Consider the following 15,817-nt stretch of genomic DNA (forward strand, 5'->3'; position numbering starts at 1 on the left):
CGAGGTCGCCCGGAAACGCTTAGCATAGGCGCTGCGCATGCTCTTCCCTGGGAGGCGAGGATGGAGATGGGCTTCGACCCGGGCGCCCGGCGACCGCCGCGGGGCGCGGGCATGGAGACGCGGAGCCGCCCGCCGCAGCCCGACGCCGAGCGGCTGCGGGCGCTCCTGGAACGCCTCGACGGCCGGGGGTACAAGGCGTACCAGGGCCTGGCCGGCCGCTGGTCGCTGGGAGGCTTCACGCTCCACGTCGACCACGTCCAGGGCGATCCTTTCGCCGAGCCGTCGCGCCTGCGCGTGGAGATGGAGGCCAAAGTCCACGGCCTGCCGCTGGAGCCGCTCCAGACCCCGGAGGGGCGGATCGCCACCGCCGACTTCCTCCTCCGGCAGGTGGTCCGCGTGCTCCAGGCGCGGGGGCAGCGGAGGCGCGGGACGGGCCACTCGGGCGAGATCCGGGTGGCCGAACCCGGGCAGTCCTTCCTGCCGCGGAGCGCCATGGAGGTGGACGCCGAGGGGCATCTGACCTGGCGCTTCCAGGCGGGGCTGCCGGCCGACGGCCGGACCATCCTGGGACGGCAGGCGGCCATCCTGCTCCTCGAGGAGATCCCGGCGGTGGTCCGCGAGGCGCTCCTCTACCGGAGCCTCAACGCCCGCCAGCTGCGCGCCTGGCAGGAGGTGGCCGCCGACCAGGCGGTCGCCCGCCGGCTGATGGAGGAGCGCGGGCTGGTCGCCTTCGTGGCCGAGGGCAGCATCCTGCCCCGCCGCTCCGGGGTGAGCGACCTGCCGCTGGACCCGGGGCGGGCGGTCCCCTTCCGCGCGCCCGGGGAGATGCGCCAGAGCTTCCTCCTGCCCCACGCGGGGGAGGTGCAGGGACTGGCCATCCCCGAGGGGGTCACGCTGATCACGGGCGGCGGATTCCACGGCAAGAGCACGCTCGAGCGGGCCGTCGAGCTGGGCGTCTACGACCACATCCCGGGTGACGGCCGGGAGCTCTGCCTCACCCGCCGCGACGCGGTCAAGGTGCGGGCGGAGGACGGCCGCGCGGTCACGGCGGTGGACATCTCGCCCTTCATCGGGCGGCTGCCGGGCGGGGTCGAGACGGAGACGTTCACCACCGAGCTGGCCAGCGGCAGCACCTCCCAGGCGGCCAACATCGCCGAGGCGCTGGAGGCGGGGAGTCGCCTCCTCCTGATGGACGAGGACACCTGCGCCACCAACTTCATGGTCCGCGACCGGCGCATGCAGCGGCTGATCCCGCGGGAGCAGGAGCCCATCGTCCCCTTCGTCGACCGGGTCCGCCAGCTGCGCGACGAGCTGGGCGTCTCCACCATCCTGGTGGTGGGAGGCGTGGGCGACTACCTGGACGTGGCCGACCACGTCATCGCCATGCGCGAGTTCCGCCCCGCCGTCATCACCGAGGAAGCCCGGCGGCTGACGGAGGAGCTCCCCTCCCAGCGCGAGCCCGAGGCGCCCGGACCGGTCCGCTTCCGCATCCGCCGCCACCCGCGGCTCGCCGTGCTGGAGGCGGAGGAGCGCCGGCCGGCGAGGATCCGCTCCCAGGAGGTGGACGAGCTCCGCTTCGGCCGCTGGGAGATCGACCTGGGCGCGGTGGAGCAGGTGGTGGAGGTGACCCAGTCCCGCGCCATCGGCCACATCCTTCGCCTGCTGGCGCGGATGGAGCGGGAGGGCGCCGGCGGCGCGACGCCGGCCATGCCCGAGCTGCTGGAGGCGGCGGAGGAAGCGCTCCGTAGCGGCGGCTGGCGCTCCCTGGTCGAGCGCCCGGAGGAGGTGCGCGGCGACTGGGCGCTGCCGCGCCGCTACGAGATCGCCGCCGCCATCAACCGCTTCCGCGGCCTGCACGTCGACGTGGAGCGGCTGCGAGAAACCTTTTGACAAGCCTCCGCGGCCGTCCCTATAATGCACCGTACCCTTCCGGCTGGACGCCATGTGCCCGCGGCACATGGATTTTTCATGCGGCCGAGACCCGTGGATCCAAGGGTGGACCGCTTCGGGGGGAAACCCTGCAGGCATGAACCGCCGGACGCGCAATATCGTCTACCTCGTGTCGACCGTCCTCGTCGTCGCCGCTGCCGCGGTCTACGCACTGGTGCCGCTGCCGTTCAACCAGGAGCGGCCGCTCTGGCAGCGGATCACCCTGGGCCTCGACCTGCAGGGCGGCGTCCACGTGGTCTACCAGGCCGAGCCCGACAGGCAGCACCCGCTCACCCCCGAGGCGATGTCGAAGGCGCGGCAGATCATCGAGCAGCGCGTCAACGGCCTGGGCGTCGCCGAGCCGATCATCCAGCAGCAGGGCAACAACCGGATCATCGTCGAGCTCCCCGGCGTGAAGAACCCGGAGCAGGCGATCCGGACGATCGGGCGGACGGCCAAGCTGGAGTTCCGGGACTACAAGGGGGACGTGATCGTCACCGGCGCCGAGCTGGTCTCGGCCGACCCGGAGATCGACCCCCAGAGCAACCAGCCCGTGGTGGCGCTCAAGTTCAACGCGCGGGGCGCCAAGGCGTTCGAGAAGGCGACGGCCGCGGCGCTGCCGTACGCCCAGGCCAGCAACGGCTCGGACCCGCGCGGCCACATCGGCGTCTACCTGGACGACAAGCTCCTGACCAACCCCCAGGTCAGCGCGGTCATCCCCAACGGGCAGGCCATCATCACCGGGTACAGCTCGCTGGAGCAGGCGAAGAACGACGCCGTCGCGCTCCAGTCCGGCGCGCTCCCCATCCCGCTCAAGATCATCGCCAACCAGACGGTCAGCGCCTCCCTGGGGGCCGAGTCGCTCCACCGGAGCGTGGTGGCGGGGATCGCCGGCCTCCTCCTGGTCGCCGCCTTCATGCTCCTCTACTACCGGCTGCCGGGCTTCTGGGCGACGGTGGCGCTCACCATCTACTTCCTGCTGGACCTCCTGGTGCTCCACCTGATCCACGCCACGCTCACGCTGCCGGGCATCGCCGGCCTGATCATGTCGGTGGGCGTGGCCGTCGACGCCAACGTCATCATCTTCGAGCGGGTCCGCGACGAGCTCCGCCGCGGGCTGACGCTGCGCTCGGCGCTGGAGGCCGGCTTCAAGAACGCCTTCCGGGCGATCCTCGACTCCAACGTGACCTCGCTGATCGCGGTGGCCGTCCTCTACTACTTCGGCACCGGCCCGGTCCGCGGCTTCGCGGTCACGCTGGGAGTCGGCGTCCTGATCAGCATGCTGACCGCCATCCTGATCACCCGCCAGCTCCTCCGCTGGCAGGTCGGCACCGGGATCCACCCCGGCTTCCTCATGTTCGGCCACGAGGCGGAGGTGGGCGCCCAGGTGGCGGCCGCGGAGGAGAGGGCGAAGCGCGACCGGAAGAAGGCGGCCCCGGCCGCCGCCGCGGAGCCCGCGCTGCTGGAGCGGGAGCGCTTCCACTTCCGCTTCATCCACCACCGGAGGATCTGGTTCACCATCTCGGGGATCGTCCTGGTCGCCACGCTGGTCTCGCTGGCGACGCAGGGGCTCAACTACGGCGTCGACTTCAAGGGCGGCACCCTCTTCGACCTCCGCTTCGCCCGCCCGACCAGCGTGGCCGAGGTGCGGACCGCCTTCAGCCGCGTGACGCCCGAGGTGACCGTCCGCGCCACCGGCACGGGCGCCGACGAGTACCTGGTCACCGTCCCGACCACCGACGAGGCGGAGCGGAACCGGATGATCGACCAGGTCCAGAAGTCGCTGAACAACCCGATCAGCGTCCGCAGCGTCAACGAGGTCTCGCCGGTCATCGGCTCGGAGCTCGAGCGCTCGGCGGCCCTGGCGCTCCTGATCGCCGTGGTGCTGATGCTCGCCTACATCGCCGTCCGCTTCGAGTGGCGCTTCGCCGTCGGGGCGGTGCTCGCCGACCTGCACGACGTGTTGGTGGTGGTGGGGCTCTTCACGATCTTCCGGCTGCCGGTGGACACCTACTTCATCCCGGCGATCCTGACGGTCTTCGGCTACTCCATCACCGACACCATCGTCATCTACGACCGGGTGCGCGAGAACCTGCGCCAGCGCCGGCGCGAGTCGCTGCTGGAGCTGGTCGAGCGGTCGCTCAACCAGGTGCTGGTCCGCTCCATCAACACCACCACCACCACGCTCCTGGCCATCGCCGCCGTCTTCTTCTTCGGCGGGGTGACCATCCGCGACATGACGCTGGCGCTCCTGGTGGGCATGGGCACTGGGGCCTACTCTTCCATCTTCCTGGCCAGCCCGATCTACTGGCTCCTGGCGCGGCGGAGGGAGGAGCCCGCGGCCAAACCGGCCTGAGCCGGCAGAAGCCGGCCTGTGCCGGCAGCGGGGCCGACGCGGGCGAGCGACGATCCGGACTGGCATAAAGGACCAGCCCCGGGAGCAGACTACGCTCCCGGGGTGGTCGTTCCCATGGTGATGCGCGAGCCCGTCCGGCACGCGGGCAACGAGAGCCTCTACCAGGCCGTCGAGTTGTCGGTCCTGGCGCGACGGTGGGGCGTGCCGCTCCACCTCCACGCCCAGGGGGTCCGCGGAACGGGGAAGACCACCGTCCTGCGCTCGGTGCGGCCGCTTCTCCCGCCCATCCGGAGGGTGCGCGGCTGCCTCTTCAACTGCGACCCGGAGCGGCCCCACTGCCCCCAGCACCGCTCCCTCGGCCGGGAGGAGCTGGAGCGGATCGGCAGCGAGGAAGTGCCCATGCCCTTCCTGGAGATCTCGGCCTCGGCCAAGATCGGCACGGTGGTGGGGACCATCGACCTCGAGCGCCTGGCCGCCGACCGGCCGGCGCTCCTTCCCGGCACCATCGCCCAGGCCCACCGGGGCATCCTCTTCGTCGACGAGATCAACCGGCTGGCCGACGTCGCCCCGGAGCTGGCGGACGTCCTCCTCGACGTGATGGGCACGCGGCCCGGCCGCCTCCAGATCGAGGAAGCGGGACTCCCCCGGGTGGAGCTCCCGGTCAATGTGACCGTCTGGGCTGCCTCCAACCCGGACGAGGAGCCCGGGCCGCTGGAGGAGGTCCGCCGCCAGCTGGCCGACCGCTTCGACCTGGTCGTGCGGATGGGCCGGCCAGCGGAGCCGGCCGACGTGGAGGCGATCCTCCGCCGCGACCCGCTGGGGGAGACCGCGCCGGACGGGAGGGAGCCGGAGGGCGAGCCGGCGGAGGGTGCGGCCGGCCCCTTCGCCCCGCTCCGCGCCGCTCTCGGCCGCGAACCGGTGCCGGGCTCCAGCGCCTGGCTCCGCTCGCTCCTGGCGACCGTCTACACGCGCTTCGGCCTGGAGAGCCTCCGCACCGTGGAGGCCTGGCAGCTGGCGTCACGCCTCGAGGCTCTCCGTCGCGGGCGGAGCCGCGTGGGGCAGGAGGAGCTCCTGGCGACCCTGCCGCTCCTGCTGGCAGGGCGCATGGTCCCGGAGGAGCAGGCAGAGGTGGCCCGTTTCCTGCGCGAGCCGGCGCTCTGCGATCCGCCCTTCCGCGAGGCGGCGCCCGCCGGCCGCGCCGAGCCGGCCGCGGGAGAGGGCACCCCGGCCGGACGGGGCGCGCAAGAAGGCCCGCCGAATCCCGCCGCCGGGGAGCAGGGAGCCGAGGCGGAGGTTCCGCCGGCAAGGGGTGGCCCGGGTCCGGGCGGAGCGCCCGCCGGCTCCTCCGGGGAAGCCGGCCGGCTCCGCCGCCTCCTCCACCGCCTGCGGCTGGACGGGCCGTCCGCGGCGGTCCCGGCGGCGGCCGCGGACGGCGGGGACGAGGGGGTTCGGCCGGTTCCCCCCGCCTGGGCACCGCCCAGGCGGGCGCGGCCCTGGCTCCTGGTCCGGCCCGAGGAACGCTTCCGCGAGGCGAGGCCGCAACCGTGAGGCTCTTCGCGCGGCGGCCGGCCGCGGAGCCGGCCGAGCCGGCGATCGCCCGGGCCGGGCTGGAGCGGGCGCTGGAGCGGATCGGGCGAGGAAGGGCGCTGGCGGTGGGCGACGCCTGTGCCGTCAGTCTCCACGTCCACCTCCTCCGCTCCGACCGCCCCTCCACCGTCTTCGTCCTGGGCGACCAGGACGCGGGCGAGGTCTTCTACGGCCGTTCCCGCCCGGGCCAGATCTGGCACGTCGACTTCTTCCACGCCGTCGCCCGCCTCGACCCCCGGGCCGTCGCCCGCTTCCTGGTGCCGGTCTTCGCCCGGCCGGAGCTGGTCGACATCCAGACCGGGGCGGGCGGCGGGCGCCTCAACGGAAGGCTGGTCTACGGGCAGGGGGAGGTGCTCCGCGCCGCCCACCGCAACCACGTCCACCTGGCCTTCCACCCCGCCGCCTTTGCCGGGCCGCCCGACCTGGTCGGCCTGGTGCTGGCCCTGGAGCGCGCCCTGGAAGCGCTGGGCGTGGAGCCACGCCGCATCGACGAGCTGGTGGAGCTCTCCAACCCCGCCACCGGCCGCCTCCGCCTCGACGGCTACCACGACGCCTCCGACTCGTTCCTCCGCGGTCCCGGGCCGGCGCCGGGACGGGAGCGTGTCCGGACCGGACGCGCGGACGAAGGGGGAAGCGGGCCGGAAGCGGCCGCCGCTCCCGGGACCGGCGGCGCGGGCGAAGCGCGTGCCACGCCGGTGCAGCACCCCTTCCCGGCGGAGAGGACGGACGCTTCCACCCGCCCTTCCTCCGCGGCGAGGAGTCTGGAGCGCGAGCTGAAGCGCCCGCCCCTGCTGCCGGGGCGGAACGGTGCGCCGGGCGCCCGCCTGCTCCGCGGGCGCGCCGCCCCCGGTGCCGCCCGCCGCGACGAGCCGCTCCGGACCTCCCCGGGCTGGCAGCAGCTCGACCTGGCGGGCACCGTCCGCCACGCGCTGGCTGCCGGCGGGGTGCGGGCCCCGCGGGAGCTCCTCCGCCACCTCCGCGTCCTGCCCCGCCGGCGCCGCGGCGCCCTGGACATCTGCCTCCTCCTCGACGCCAGCGCCTCCATGGCCGGCGCCCGCATGGCGGCGGCGCGACGGCTCGTCCGCCACCTGGCGCTCCAGACCCGCGACCGGGTGGCCATCATCGTCTTTCAGGACCGGACCAGCCGGCTCCACGCCGGCTTCACCCGGCGCTGGCGGCTCCTGGCCGAGGGCCTGGACGCCGTCCACCCCAGCGGGCTCACCCCCCTGGCGGAGGGGCTCGTCCACGCCACCCGGTACGTGGCCGCCCACGCCCGCAGGAAGACGCTCCTGCTCCTCCTCACCGACGGCATCCCCACCGTCCCGCGCCTCTCGCTCAACCCGCTGCAGGACGCGGTGGAGGCGGCGCGGGAGATCCGCCGGCGCCGCCTGGCCTTCGCCTGTGTCGGCCTGGCACCCAACGAGGGCTACCTGCGCCAGCTCTGCGAGGCGGCCGGCGGCCGGCTCTACGTCCTGCCCGAGCTGGAGAGCGGCGCCCTGGTCCGCATCGCCGAGAGCGAGCGCCAGCGCGTCATCCGCTGAGCGGGGGCGGCCGCCGCCGGGGTAGCGGGCGGACGCGCCGCCGCCCCGCTTCCTGCCCGTCCAGCAGGCGCCCCGGGGCCGGTGCTATATTGTAGGGAAAGGTCGATGCGGCGCTGGAGACAGAGAGCGGCCGCGTCGAGAACGGAGTGGACCGACGTGCCGACCATCCTGGGAGTGGCGATCAGCGACCCGAGCGACTTCGCGCCCCTCCGGGAACGGGCCAGCACCTACCTGGGACGCGAGGACGTGGAGCGCCTCGAGGCGGCCTTCCGTTTCGCCAGCGAGGCGCATCGGGGGCAGTTCCGCGCCTCGGGGGAGCCTTACATCATCCACCCCCTCTCGGTGGCCGGCATCCTGGCCGACCTCGAGCTGGACGCGGCCACGCTCGAGGCGGCGCTCCTCCACGACGTGGTGGAGGATACCGGCGTCACCCTGGCCCAGCTGGAGAGCGCCTTCGACCCGGAGGTGGCGCTTCTGGTGGACGGCGTCACCAAGCTGGGCCAGATCAAGTACCGGAGCCGGGTCGAGGAGCAGGCCGAGAACCTGCGCAAGATGTTCCTGGCCATGGCCAAGGACATCCGGGTGATCCTGATCAAGCTGGCCGACCGGCTGCACAACATGCGCACGCTGGAGTACCTGCCACCCGAGAAGCGGCGGGATATCGCCCAGGAGACGCTGGACATCTTCGCCCCCCTGGCGCACCGCCTGGGGATCTACCGCATCAAGTGGGAGCTGGAGGACCTCGCCTTCCGCTTCCTGGAGCCCGACGTCTACCGGGATCTGGCGCGGCGCATCCCCAAGCGGCGGGCGGAGCGGGAGGGTTTCGCCGAGCAGGTGATGGAGGCGCTCCGGCCGCGGCTGGCCGAGGTGGGCATCAAGGCGGAGCTGCAGGGGCGTGCCAAGCACTTCTACAGCATCTACCAGAAGATGTACCACCAGGGGAAGGACCTGAACGAGATCTACGACCTGGTGGGCGTCCGCGTCATCGTCGACTCGGTCCGCGACTGCTACGGGGCCCTGGGCGTGGTCCACACCCTCTGGAGGCCGATCCCGGGCCGGTTCAAGGATTACATCGCCACCCCCAAGCCGAACATGTACCAGTCGCTCCACACCACGGTGGTCGGCCCGCAGGGCGAGCCCTTCGAGATCCAGATCCGGACCTGGGAGATGCACCGGACGGCCGAGGTCGGCATCGCCGCCCACTGGAGGTACAAGGAAGGCCGTACGGACCCCAAGCTCGACCAGAAGCTCAACTGGCTCCGGGAGATCCTGGAGTGGCAGAAGGACCTGCGCGATCCCCGCGAGTTCATGGAGTCGCTCAAGATCGACATCTTCCCGGACGAGGTCTTCGTCTTCACCCCCAAGGGCGACGTGGTCCCTCTGCCGCGCGGGGCGACGCCCATCGACTTCGCCTACGCCATCCACACGGAGATCGGCCACCACTGCGTGGGCGCCAAGGTGAACGGCCACATCACGCCCCTCTCCTCGGCGCTGGAGACGGGCGACATCGTGGAGATCATCACCTCGAAGCAGAGCCCGGGGCCCAGCTCGGACTGGCTCGGCATCGTCAAGACGGCCAGCGCCCGGGCCAAGATCCGCCAGTGGTTCAAGCGGGAGCGGCGGGAGGAGAACCTGGCCCGCGGGCGCGAGATGCTGGAGCGGGAGGTCCACCGTCTGGGCGGCGACCCGGCCAGCTGGCTGGACCCGCAGCGGATGGAGGAGATCGCCCGCCGGCTCAACCTGCAGGGCGCGGACGACCTGCTGGTCTCGGTCGGCTACGGGGGCATCAGCGTCGCCCAGGTGCTGGGCCGCCTCCGCCAGCTGGAGGGGCGGGCGCGCCCGCCGGAACGGCCGGAGAGCGACGAGGCCGTCCTGGCGCGGCTGACCGAGTGGGGCGCCCCCTCCAACGGGGTGCGGGTGAAGGGCATCGACAACGTGCTCGTCCGCTTCCCGCACTGCTGCAACCCGGTGCCGGGGGAGCCGATCGTGGGGTACGTCACCCACGGGCGCGGCGTCTCCGTCCACCGCATGGACTGCCCCAACATCGCCCTGCGCCTCGCCCAGGAGCCGGATCGCCGGATCGAGGTCACCTGGGACAAGGTGGAGAGCGCCTACCTGCCGCGCAAGGTGGTGGTCACCGCCCTCGACCGGCCCGGGCTGCTCTCCGAGGTGGCCCAGGTGGTGGCGGCGAACCGGATCAACATCGTCAGCGCCCAGGTTCGACCGCTCCGCGGCCAGCGCTCCAGCATCGAGATGGTCCTGGAGGTGCGCAACCGCCAGCAGCTGGAGAACGTGCTCCGCCAGATGCAGCGCGTGCGCGACGTGCTGGCGGCCGACGTGGCGGGCGCGGCGGGGCGCGCCTGAGCGTGCGGGCGGTGGTCCAGCGGGTCTCGCGCGCCGAGGTCCGCGTGGCGGGTGAACGGGTGGGCGCCATCGGGCGGGGCTTCCTGGTGCTGGTGGGCGTCCGGCGCGGCGACGGCAGCCGCGAGGCCGCCTACATGGCCGACAAGATCCTCCACCTGCGCATCTTCGAGGACGAGGCGGGCCGGCTCAACCGCTCCATCCTGGAGAGCGGCGGCGCGCTCCTGGTCGTCTCCCAGTTCACCCTCTACGGCGACGCGCGCCACGGCCGGCGGCCCAGCTTCACCGAGGCGGCCCCGGCCGAGGAGGCGGCGCCGGTCTTCCAGGAGCTGGTCGACCGGCTGGCGGCCAGCGGCCTGGAGGTGGCCACGGGCCGCTACCAGGCGGAGATGAGCGTCGAGCTGGTCAACGAAGGACCCGTCACGCTGCTCCTCGACAGCGACCGTCGCTTCTGAGCCGTTGCCGAGAACATCGAAATCTGTTCCCGGCATCCATCCGTTGCCGGGCGGAGGCGCCGGTCTTACGCGCTTTCGCGCCGCCGGCTTCCCGCTTCCTCCGGGACCGCCTGCATGCCGCCGAAGGCGGCTTCAGGTCTTACACCCCGTCCACGGGCGTTTCGCGTCTCCGGGCCACTCCCGGCGACGGCGGCCAAAAGCGCCGCGAGGTTTCGCGCCGCGTTCTCGTCCCGGTCCAGGACGAGACCGCAGGCATCGCACCGGAACGTCCGCTCCCCCAGGGGCAGGTCCCCTTTCACTTCCCCGCAGCGGGAGCACGTCTTGCTGCTCGGGTAGAACGTGTTCGCGGTCTCCAGGCGCGACCCGTAGTTGCAAACCCCTTTTGCGCCACCGGACCTTCCTCTCCCGGGGCTCGCCGGCGCCCGGGTGGGACAGGCGTCCCCGCGGCATAGCGGGTCGAGGGGACGAATATGTTCCGTGAGCGGAAGGGGGGTCAAGTCATGGCGGGAGGCAGGGCAGGGGCGGCCCGCCGCGGGGCGCCGGTGGCGGTCCTGGCCGGCCTGGCGCTGCTGCTGGCCGGCTGCGGCGGAGGCGGCAGCGCCTCCAACCAGCAGGCGACCGTGGACCAGCTCGCCCAGCGGGTGACGCACCTGGAGCAGCAGGTGGCCGACCTGGAGGCGGCGGTGGTCGCCTCGGCGCCCGCGCCGGGGAGCGACACCTCGGGGACCGGGGGCTCCCAGGCGACCGGCTCGCAGAGCAGCTCCGGACGGAGCGCCGCCATGGAGGCGACGGTCACCACCGACTACCTGAACGTGCGCTCGGATCCCGACGAGAACGCCACCCGGGTCGGGCAGCTGCGGAAGGGGACCGTGGTGGAGGTCCTGGGGCAGAAGAACGGCTGGTCGCACGTGGTGCTCCAGCAGGGGAGCACCGTCGTGGTCGACGGCTGGGTGACCAGCGAGTACCTGGAGCCCCATTGACGCGGCAGGAAGGGGGCGCCCGCGGGAGCGCGGCGGAGCGAGCGAGGGAGCGGCCCGGCCGCTCCCTCGCTCGCCGCTCTCCGGTTCACCGCGGCCGGTAGAAGACCATGCCGCCGCTCTGCAGGGTGAGCGTGTAGCGGGCGGGGTTCTTCCACGCCGCCGGCACCGAGGCCAGGTCGGTGAAGTAGAGCGCGCCGCCGGTGGGATCCTCGCCGCGCAACGCGCGCAGCACCGCCTCGCGGACGCTGGGCATCAGCGGTGTCCGCAGGTAGGCGCCGGTCCGCACCACCGTGAACTGGCCGGGCGCCAGGAGGACGTCGGCCAGGCTCCGTCCCCAGCCGGCGCGGACGCGGTTGACGATCACCGCGGCCACGGCCACCTGGGTCTCCGTGGGCGCGCCATACGCCTCGGCGTTGACCACGTGGACCAGCAGGTCGAGCTGCCGGGCGTCGACATCGGGGAGGATCAGGGCGGAGGCCGACTGGACCGGGCTGCTCTGCACCGCGGTGGTGCCGGCGGCGGTGGACTGCCCGGTCGCGGCGTTCCGGGCCTCGGGCTCGGCCACCACCTGGGCCGCGGACCAGCGGACCACCGCGCGGCGAAGCTGCGCGTCCCAGGTGACCTGCCCGCCCAGACCGCGGAAGAGCGCGGCCACCGGAACCAGCAGCTGGTCGGTCATCAGGGCGGCCGGTGCGTCGACCCGGCGGCCGTCGATGTCCAGGCCTGGCTGACCGGCCCGCGCCGTCACCACCGCGGCCGGCTGGCTCAGGAAGCCCCGCCCGGTCCGGCTGGCGGGATCGAAGTAATAGCGGCCGGCGAACGCCTCGACCAACTCATCGAAGGGTGCAAAGAGCACTCCGCTTGCGATGCGGATTTCGCTGAGGTCGAGGAGCTCGCCGTTGACGGCCACCGTCGGCGGCCCCTGGGCGACCTGGCTGGCGGCTGCGCTGGCGGTGGCCGGAACGCCCAGAAGGAGCGCCGCCACCAGCGCACCCGCAGCCAGACGGCTGCCGGGGGCCGGCCTCTTCGTCTGCTCGGGCAAGAACATCCCCCCTCGTGCAGGCATGCGCATACAGGCTTACCATTCCGCCTCTTGTGGAAAAGTCCTTCCGGGCGGGGGAACCGGCGCCCGCCCTGGCGCGTCTTGCGCAAGTTGAGCCTGTCGCCGGCCACCGGTAGAATGTCGAGGACATCCCGACCCGCACCCACGCGGGACGGTCAGGGGGAGCCCAGGCATCGTGCCCATCCAGACACCGCGCGGCATGGAGGACGTGCTTCCGGCCGACTCCTGGCGCTGGGAGTACGTCGAGGCGCTTTTCCGCGACCTGGCCGCGCGCTACGGCTACCGCGAGATCCGCACGCCCGTGGTGGAGGCGACCGAGCTCTTCGAGCGCGGGGTGGGGAGCGGCACCGACGTGGTCGAGAAGGAGATGTACACCTTCCTCGACCCGGCGGGCCGTTCGCTCACGCTCCGCCCGGAGGGGACGGCGGGCGCCGTCCGCGCCTACATCCAGCACCACCTCGAGCAGGAGCCCGGCCCCGTCAAGCTCTACTACGTGGGAGCCCCCATGTTCCGCTACGAGCGGCCCCAGGCCGGCCGCCAGCGCCAGTTCTACCAGTTCGGGGTGGAGGTGCTGGGCGCGGGCGCGCCCACCGTCGACGCGGAGGTGGTGGCGCTGGGCGTCCGCTTCCTGGAGGCGCTGGGGGTGGAAGGCGTCCGGGTCGAGCTGAACAGCATCGGCGACCCGGTCTGCCGCCCCCGCTACCGGGAGGCGCTGCTCGCCTACTACCGGCCGCTCCGCGACCGGCTCTGCCAGGACTGCCAGCGGCGGCTCGAGCGGAACCCGCTCCGGCTCCTGGACTGCAAGGTGGACCGCGAGCTGGCGGCGGCCGCCCCCTCGCCCCGCGACTGGCTCTGCGCGGACTGCGCCCGCCACTACGAGGAAGTGAAGCGGCTCCTGGGCGAGCTGGGCGTGGAGGTGGTGGAGAACCCGCACCTGGTGCGGGGGCTCGACTACTACACGCGGACCGTCTTCGAGCTGGTGAGCGACCGCCTGGGCGCCCAGAGCGCGGTCCTCTCGGGCGGTCGCTACGACGGGCTGGTGGAGGGGCTGGGCGGGCCGGCGACGCCCGGCATCGGCTTCGCGGGCGGGATGGAGAGGCTGCTGGCGCTCCTGCCCCGGGAGGGGCCGCGGGCGCCGGCGGAGCCGGGGGCCGACGTCTTCGTCGCCCTGGTGGAGCCGGAGCGGGCGGCCGAGGGGCTGGCCGCCGCCGAGCGCCTCCGGGCCGCCGGGCTCCGGGTCGAGGTGGAGCTGGAGGGCCGGAGCCTCAAGGCGCAGATGCGCTACGCCTCGCGCCGACGCTTCCGCCTGGCGCTCCTGGTGGGGGGGAGCGAGGCGGCGCGCGGCGAGGTGACGCTCCGGGACCTGGGGGACGGGCGCCAGCAGGCCGTCCCCTGGTCGCGGCTGGAGGAGCGGCTGGCCAGGCTGGCCACCCGGAGGGCCGAGCGGGGTGCCGGCGATCCGGCCGGCTTCCTGGCGGCGCTCCTGGAGGACGAAGAGGGAGGGCGAGGGGGGGACGAGCGAGACGATTCGTAGAACGCACGGCTGCGGCACGCTCCGCCCGGCGATGGAGGGCGAGGAAGTCGGCCTGGCGGGCTGGGTGCAGCAGACCCGCGACCTCGGCGGCCTGATCTTCGTCGAGCTGCGGGACTGGACGGGCCTGGTCCAGGTGGTCTTCAACCCGGCCGCCGACCCGCGGCTCCACCAGGCGGCGCGGGAGCTCCGCGCCGAGTTCGTGGTCGCCGTCCGCGGGCGCGTCCGCCGGCGCGCGCCCGAGAACGTCAACCCGCGCCTGGCCACGGGCGAGGTGGAGGTGGTCCCGGAGGCGATGGAGCTCCTCAACCGCTCCAAGACCCCGCCCTTCACCCTGGCCGAGGCGGACGAGGTGGACGAGTCGCTCCGGCTTCGCTACCGCTACCTCGACCTGCGCCGGCCCGCCATGCAGGCCAACCTCCGCCTGCGCCACCGGCTCGTCAAGGCGGTGCGGGACTTCCTCGACGCCGAGGGCTTCGTCGAGGTGGAGACGCCCGACCTGACGCGGAGCACCCCCGAGGGCGCGCGGGACTTCCTGGTGCCGAGCCGGACCAACCCGGGCACCTTCTACGCCCTGCCCCAGAGCCCGCAGCTCTTCAAGCAGCTGCTGATGGTGGGCGGTGTCGGCCGCTACTACCAGATCGCCCGCTGCTTCCGCGACGAGGACCTGCGCGCCGACCGCCAGCCCGAGTTCACCCAGATCGACCTGGAGATGTCCTTCGTGGAGGCGGAGGACGTCCAGGACGTGGCCGAGCGGATGATCGCCTCGGCCATCGAGGCGACGGTGGGCGAGAGGGTGGCGCTGCCGCTCCCCCGCCTCACCTGGAGCGAGGCCATGGCCCGCTACGGGACGGACAAGCCCGACCTCCGCTTCGGCATGGCGGTGGCGGACGTGGGCGACCTCGTGGCCGGGCTGGAGTTCGCCCCCTTCCGGCGCGTCCTGGAGCGGGACGGCGCGGTCCGCGCGCTGGCGGTGCCCGGCGCGGCCGGCGCCTCGCGGCGGCAGATCGACGCCTGGACGGAGCTGGCGCGGCAGGCCGGCGCCTCCGGCCTGGTGTGGCTGGGCGCGGGCGAGGAGCTGCGCGGCCCGCTCCGCCAGGCGCTGGGGCGCGAGCAGGTGGCGCGGCTGCTGGAGCGGACGGGCGGGGCGCCCGGCGACCTCCTCCTGATGGTGGCGGCGGAGGAGCCCCAGGCGGCCAGCGTCGTCCTCGGCAAGCTGCGCCTCCAGGTGGCGTCCGATCTGGGCCTGGTCCCCGGGAGCCGGCTCGCTCCCGCCTGGGTCACCGACTTCCCCCTCCTGGAGTGGAACGAGGAAGAGGGGCGCTGGGACGCGGCCCACCACCCCTTCACCATGCCCCACCCCGACGACCTGGACCGGCTGGAGAGCGATCCCGGCGGCGTCCGGGCGCTCTCCTACGACATGGTGCTCAACGGCTACGAGCTGGGATCGGGCAGCATCCGCATCCATCGCCGGGACATCCAGCAGCGCGTCTTCCGCATGATCGGCATCGACGAGGAGCGGGCCCGGCGGCGCTTCGGCTTCCTCCTGGAGGCCTTCGAGTACGGGGCGCCGCCGCACGGGGGGATCGCGCTGGGCGTCGACCGGATCGCCATGATCCTGGCCGGCGCCGCCTCGCTCCGCGACGTGATCGCCTTCCCCAAGACGGCCCGGGGGGCCGACCTGATGATGGGCGCGCCCTCGGAGGTGGACGCCGCCCAGCTGGAAGAGCTGGGAATCGCGCTGGCACGCCACGGCTCGATTGTCGCCCGGGACGGCGCGTGATACGATCGGGCCGGAACGAGGCGTCAGCCTTCCCCGCCGTGGAGAGCGCCTCGATCCGACCGACCCAAACGAACGCAGCAGGGAGTCCGCCTCCGCCGGCGGTGAGCGCCTCCGCCGAGGAGCCCGAACCGGCGGGAGGACACCCACCTGGTGGAACCGGATCCTGCTCGGACGGGGCGCACGAGACGGCGGGGTGATCTCTGGGAGAGCGCGGGCGAGGGGAGCGGCCCG

General features: G+C 73.5%; 10 protein-coding genes and 1 pseudogene. 9 read left to right on the forward strand and 2 right to left on the reverse strand.

The window, feature by feature from the left end:
* Window positions 1–60 precede the first annotated feature (60 nt).
* The 6 genes from QJR14_00495 (at window position 61) to dtd (ending at window position 10,229) form a co-directional block, all read left to right on the forward strand.
* Window positions 61–1,890 (forward strand): ABC-ATPase domain-containing protein, encoded by a 1,830-nt coding sequence (locus QJR14_00495; GenBank protein MDI3316107.1) that lies wholly within the window; start codon window positions 61–63, stop codon window positions 1,888–1,890.
* Window positions 1,891–2,026: 136 nt separating this feature from the next.
* Entirely contained in the window at window positions 2,027–4,285 is a 2,259-nt protein-coding gene (gene secD, locus QJR14_00500; protein ID MDI3316108.1) for a protein translocase subunit SecD, read from the forward strand.
* Window positions 4,286–4,387: 102 nt separating this feature from the next.
* Entirely contained in the window at window positions 4,388–5,833 is a 1,446-nt protein-coding gene (locus tag QJR14_00505) for a hypothetical protein (protein MDI3316109.1), read from the forward strand.
* Entirely contained in the window at window positions 5,830–7,413 is a 1,584-nt protein-coding gene (locus tag QJR14_00510) for a VWA domain-containing protein (GenBank protein MDI3316110.1), read from the forward strand. The genes QJR14_00505 and QJR14_00510 overlap by 4 nt, the downstream gene beginning before the upstream one ends.
* A 156-nt stretch (window positions 7,414–7,569) precedes the next feature.
* A complete protein-coding gene (locus tag QJR14_00515) occupies window positions 7,570–9,777 on the forward strand; it encodes a bifunctional (p)ppGpp synthetase/guanosine-3',5'-bis(diphosphate) 3'-pyrophosphohydrolase (GenBank protein MDI3316111.1) in 2,208 nt (735 codons plus the stop codon).
* Between the two features lie 2 nt (window positions 9,778–9,779).
* Complete coding sequence (gene dtd, locus QJR14_00520; GenBank protein MDI3316112.1) at window positions 9,780–10,229, forward strand: D-aminoacyl-tRNA deacylase; 450 nt, start codon at window positions 9,780–9,782, stop codon at window positions 10,227–10,229.
* A 65-nt stretch (window positions 10,230–10,294) separates the two neighbouring features.
* On the opposite strand, the pseudogene QJR14_00525 reads toward dtd, so the two are convergent.
* A pseudogene (locus tag QJR14_00525) lies at window positions 10,295–10,594 on the reverse strand (zinc ribbon domain-containing protein).
* Window positions 10,595–10,729: 135 nt separating this feature from the next.
* Here QJR14_00525 and QJR14_00530 point away from each other — a divergent pair.
* Entirely contained in the window at window positions 10,730–11,209 is a 480-nt protein-coding gene (locus QJR14_00530) for an SH3 domain-containing protein (protein ID MDI3316113.1), read from the forward strand.
* A gap of 85 nt (window positions 11,210–11,294) precedes the next feature.
* Here the strand turns inward: QJR14_00530 and QJR14_00535 are convergent, their stop codons facing one another.
* Window positions 11,295–12,251, reverse strand: a complete 957-nt coding sequence (locus tag QJR14_00535; GenBank protein MDI3316114.1) for a cell wall hydrolase — start codon at window positions 12,249–12,251, stop codon at window positions 11,295–11,297.
* A gap of 196 nt (window positions 12,252–12,447) precedes the next feature.
* Here QJR14_00535 and hisS point away from each other — a divergent pair, with 196 nt between their 5' ends.
* Together hisS and aspS are read left to right on the forward strand one after the other, a co-directional pair.
* A complete protein-coding gene (hisS, locus tag QJR14_00540; protein ID MDI3316115.1) occupies window positions 12,448–13,806 on the forward strand; it encodes a histidine--tRNA ligase in 1,359 nt (452 codons plus the stop codon).
* The gene (gene aspS / locus QJR14_00545; GenBank protein ID MDI3316116.1) at window positions 13,799–15,586 is read left to right on the forward strand and encodes an aspartate--tRNA ligase; all 1,788 of its coding nucleotides are present in this window, start codon (window positions 13,799–13,801) and stop codon (window positions 15,584–15,586) included. Before hisS ends, aspS begins: the two co-directional genes overlap by 8 nt.
* The last annotated feature ends 231 nt before the right edge of the window (window positions 15,587–15,817 follow it).

This window comes from Bacillota bacterium (genome assembly GCA_029961055.1).
Taxonomy (GTDB): Bacteria; Bacillota; Sulfobacillia; order JAIMAT01; family JAIMAT01; genus JAIMAT01.

Coding starts and splice junctions, on each gene's coding strand:
- QJR14_00495 (MDI3316107.1), top strand. CDS start 61: ATGGAGATGGGCTTCGACCCGGGCGCCCGGCGACCGCCGCGGGGCGCG.
- secD (MDI3316108.1), top strand. CDS start 2,027: ATGAACCGCCGGACGCGCAATATCGTCTACCTCGTGTCGACCGTCCTC.
- QJR14_00530 (MDI3316113.1), top strand. CDS start 10,730: ATGGCGGGAGGCAGGGCAGGGGCGGCCCGCCGCGGGGCGCCGGTGGCG.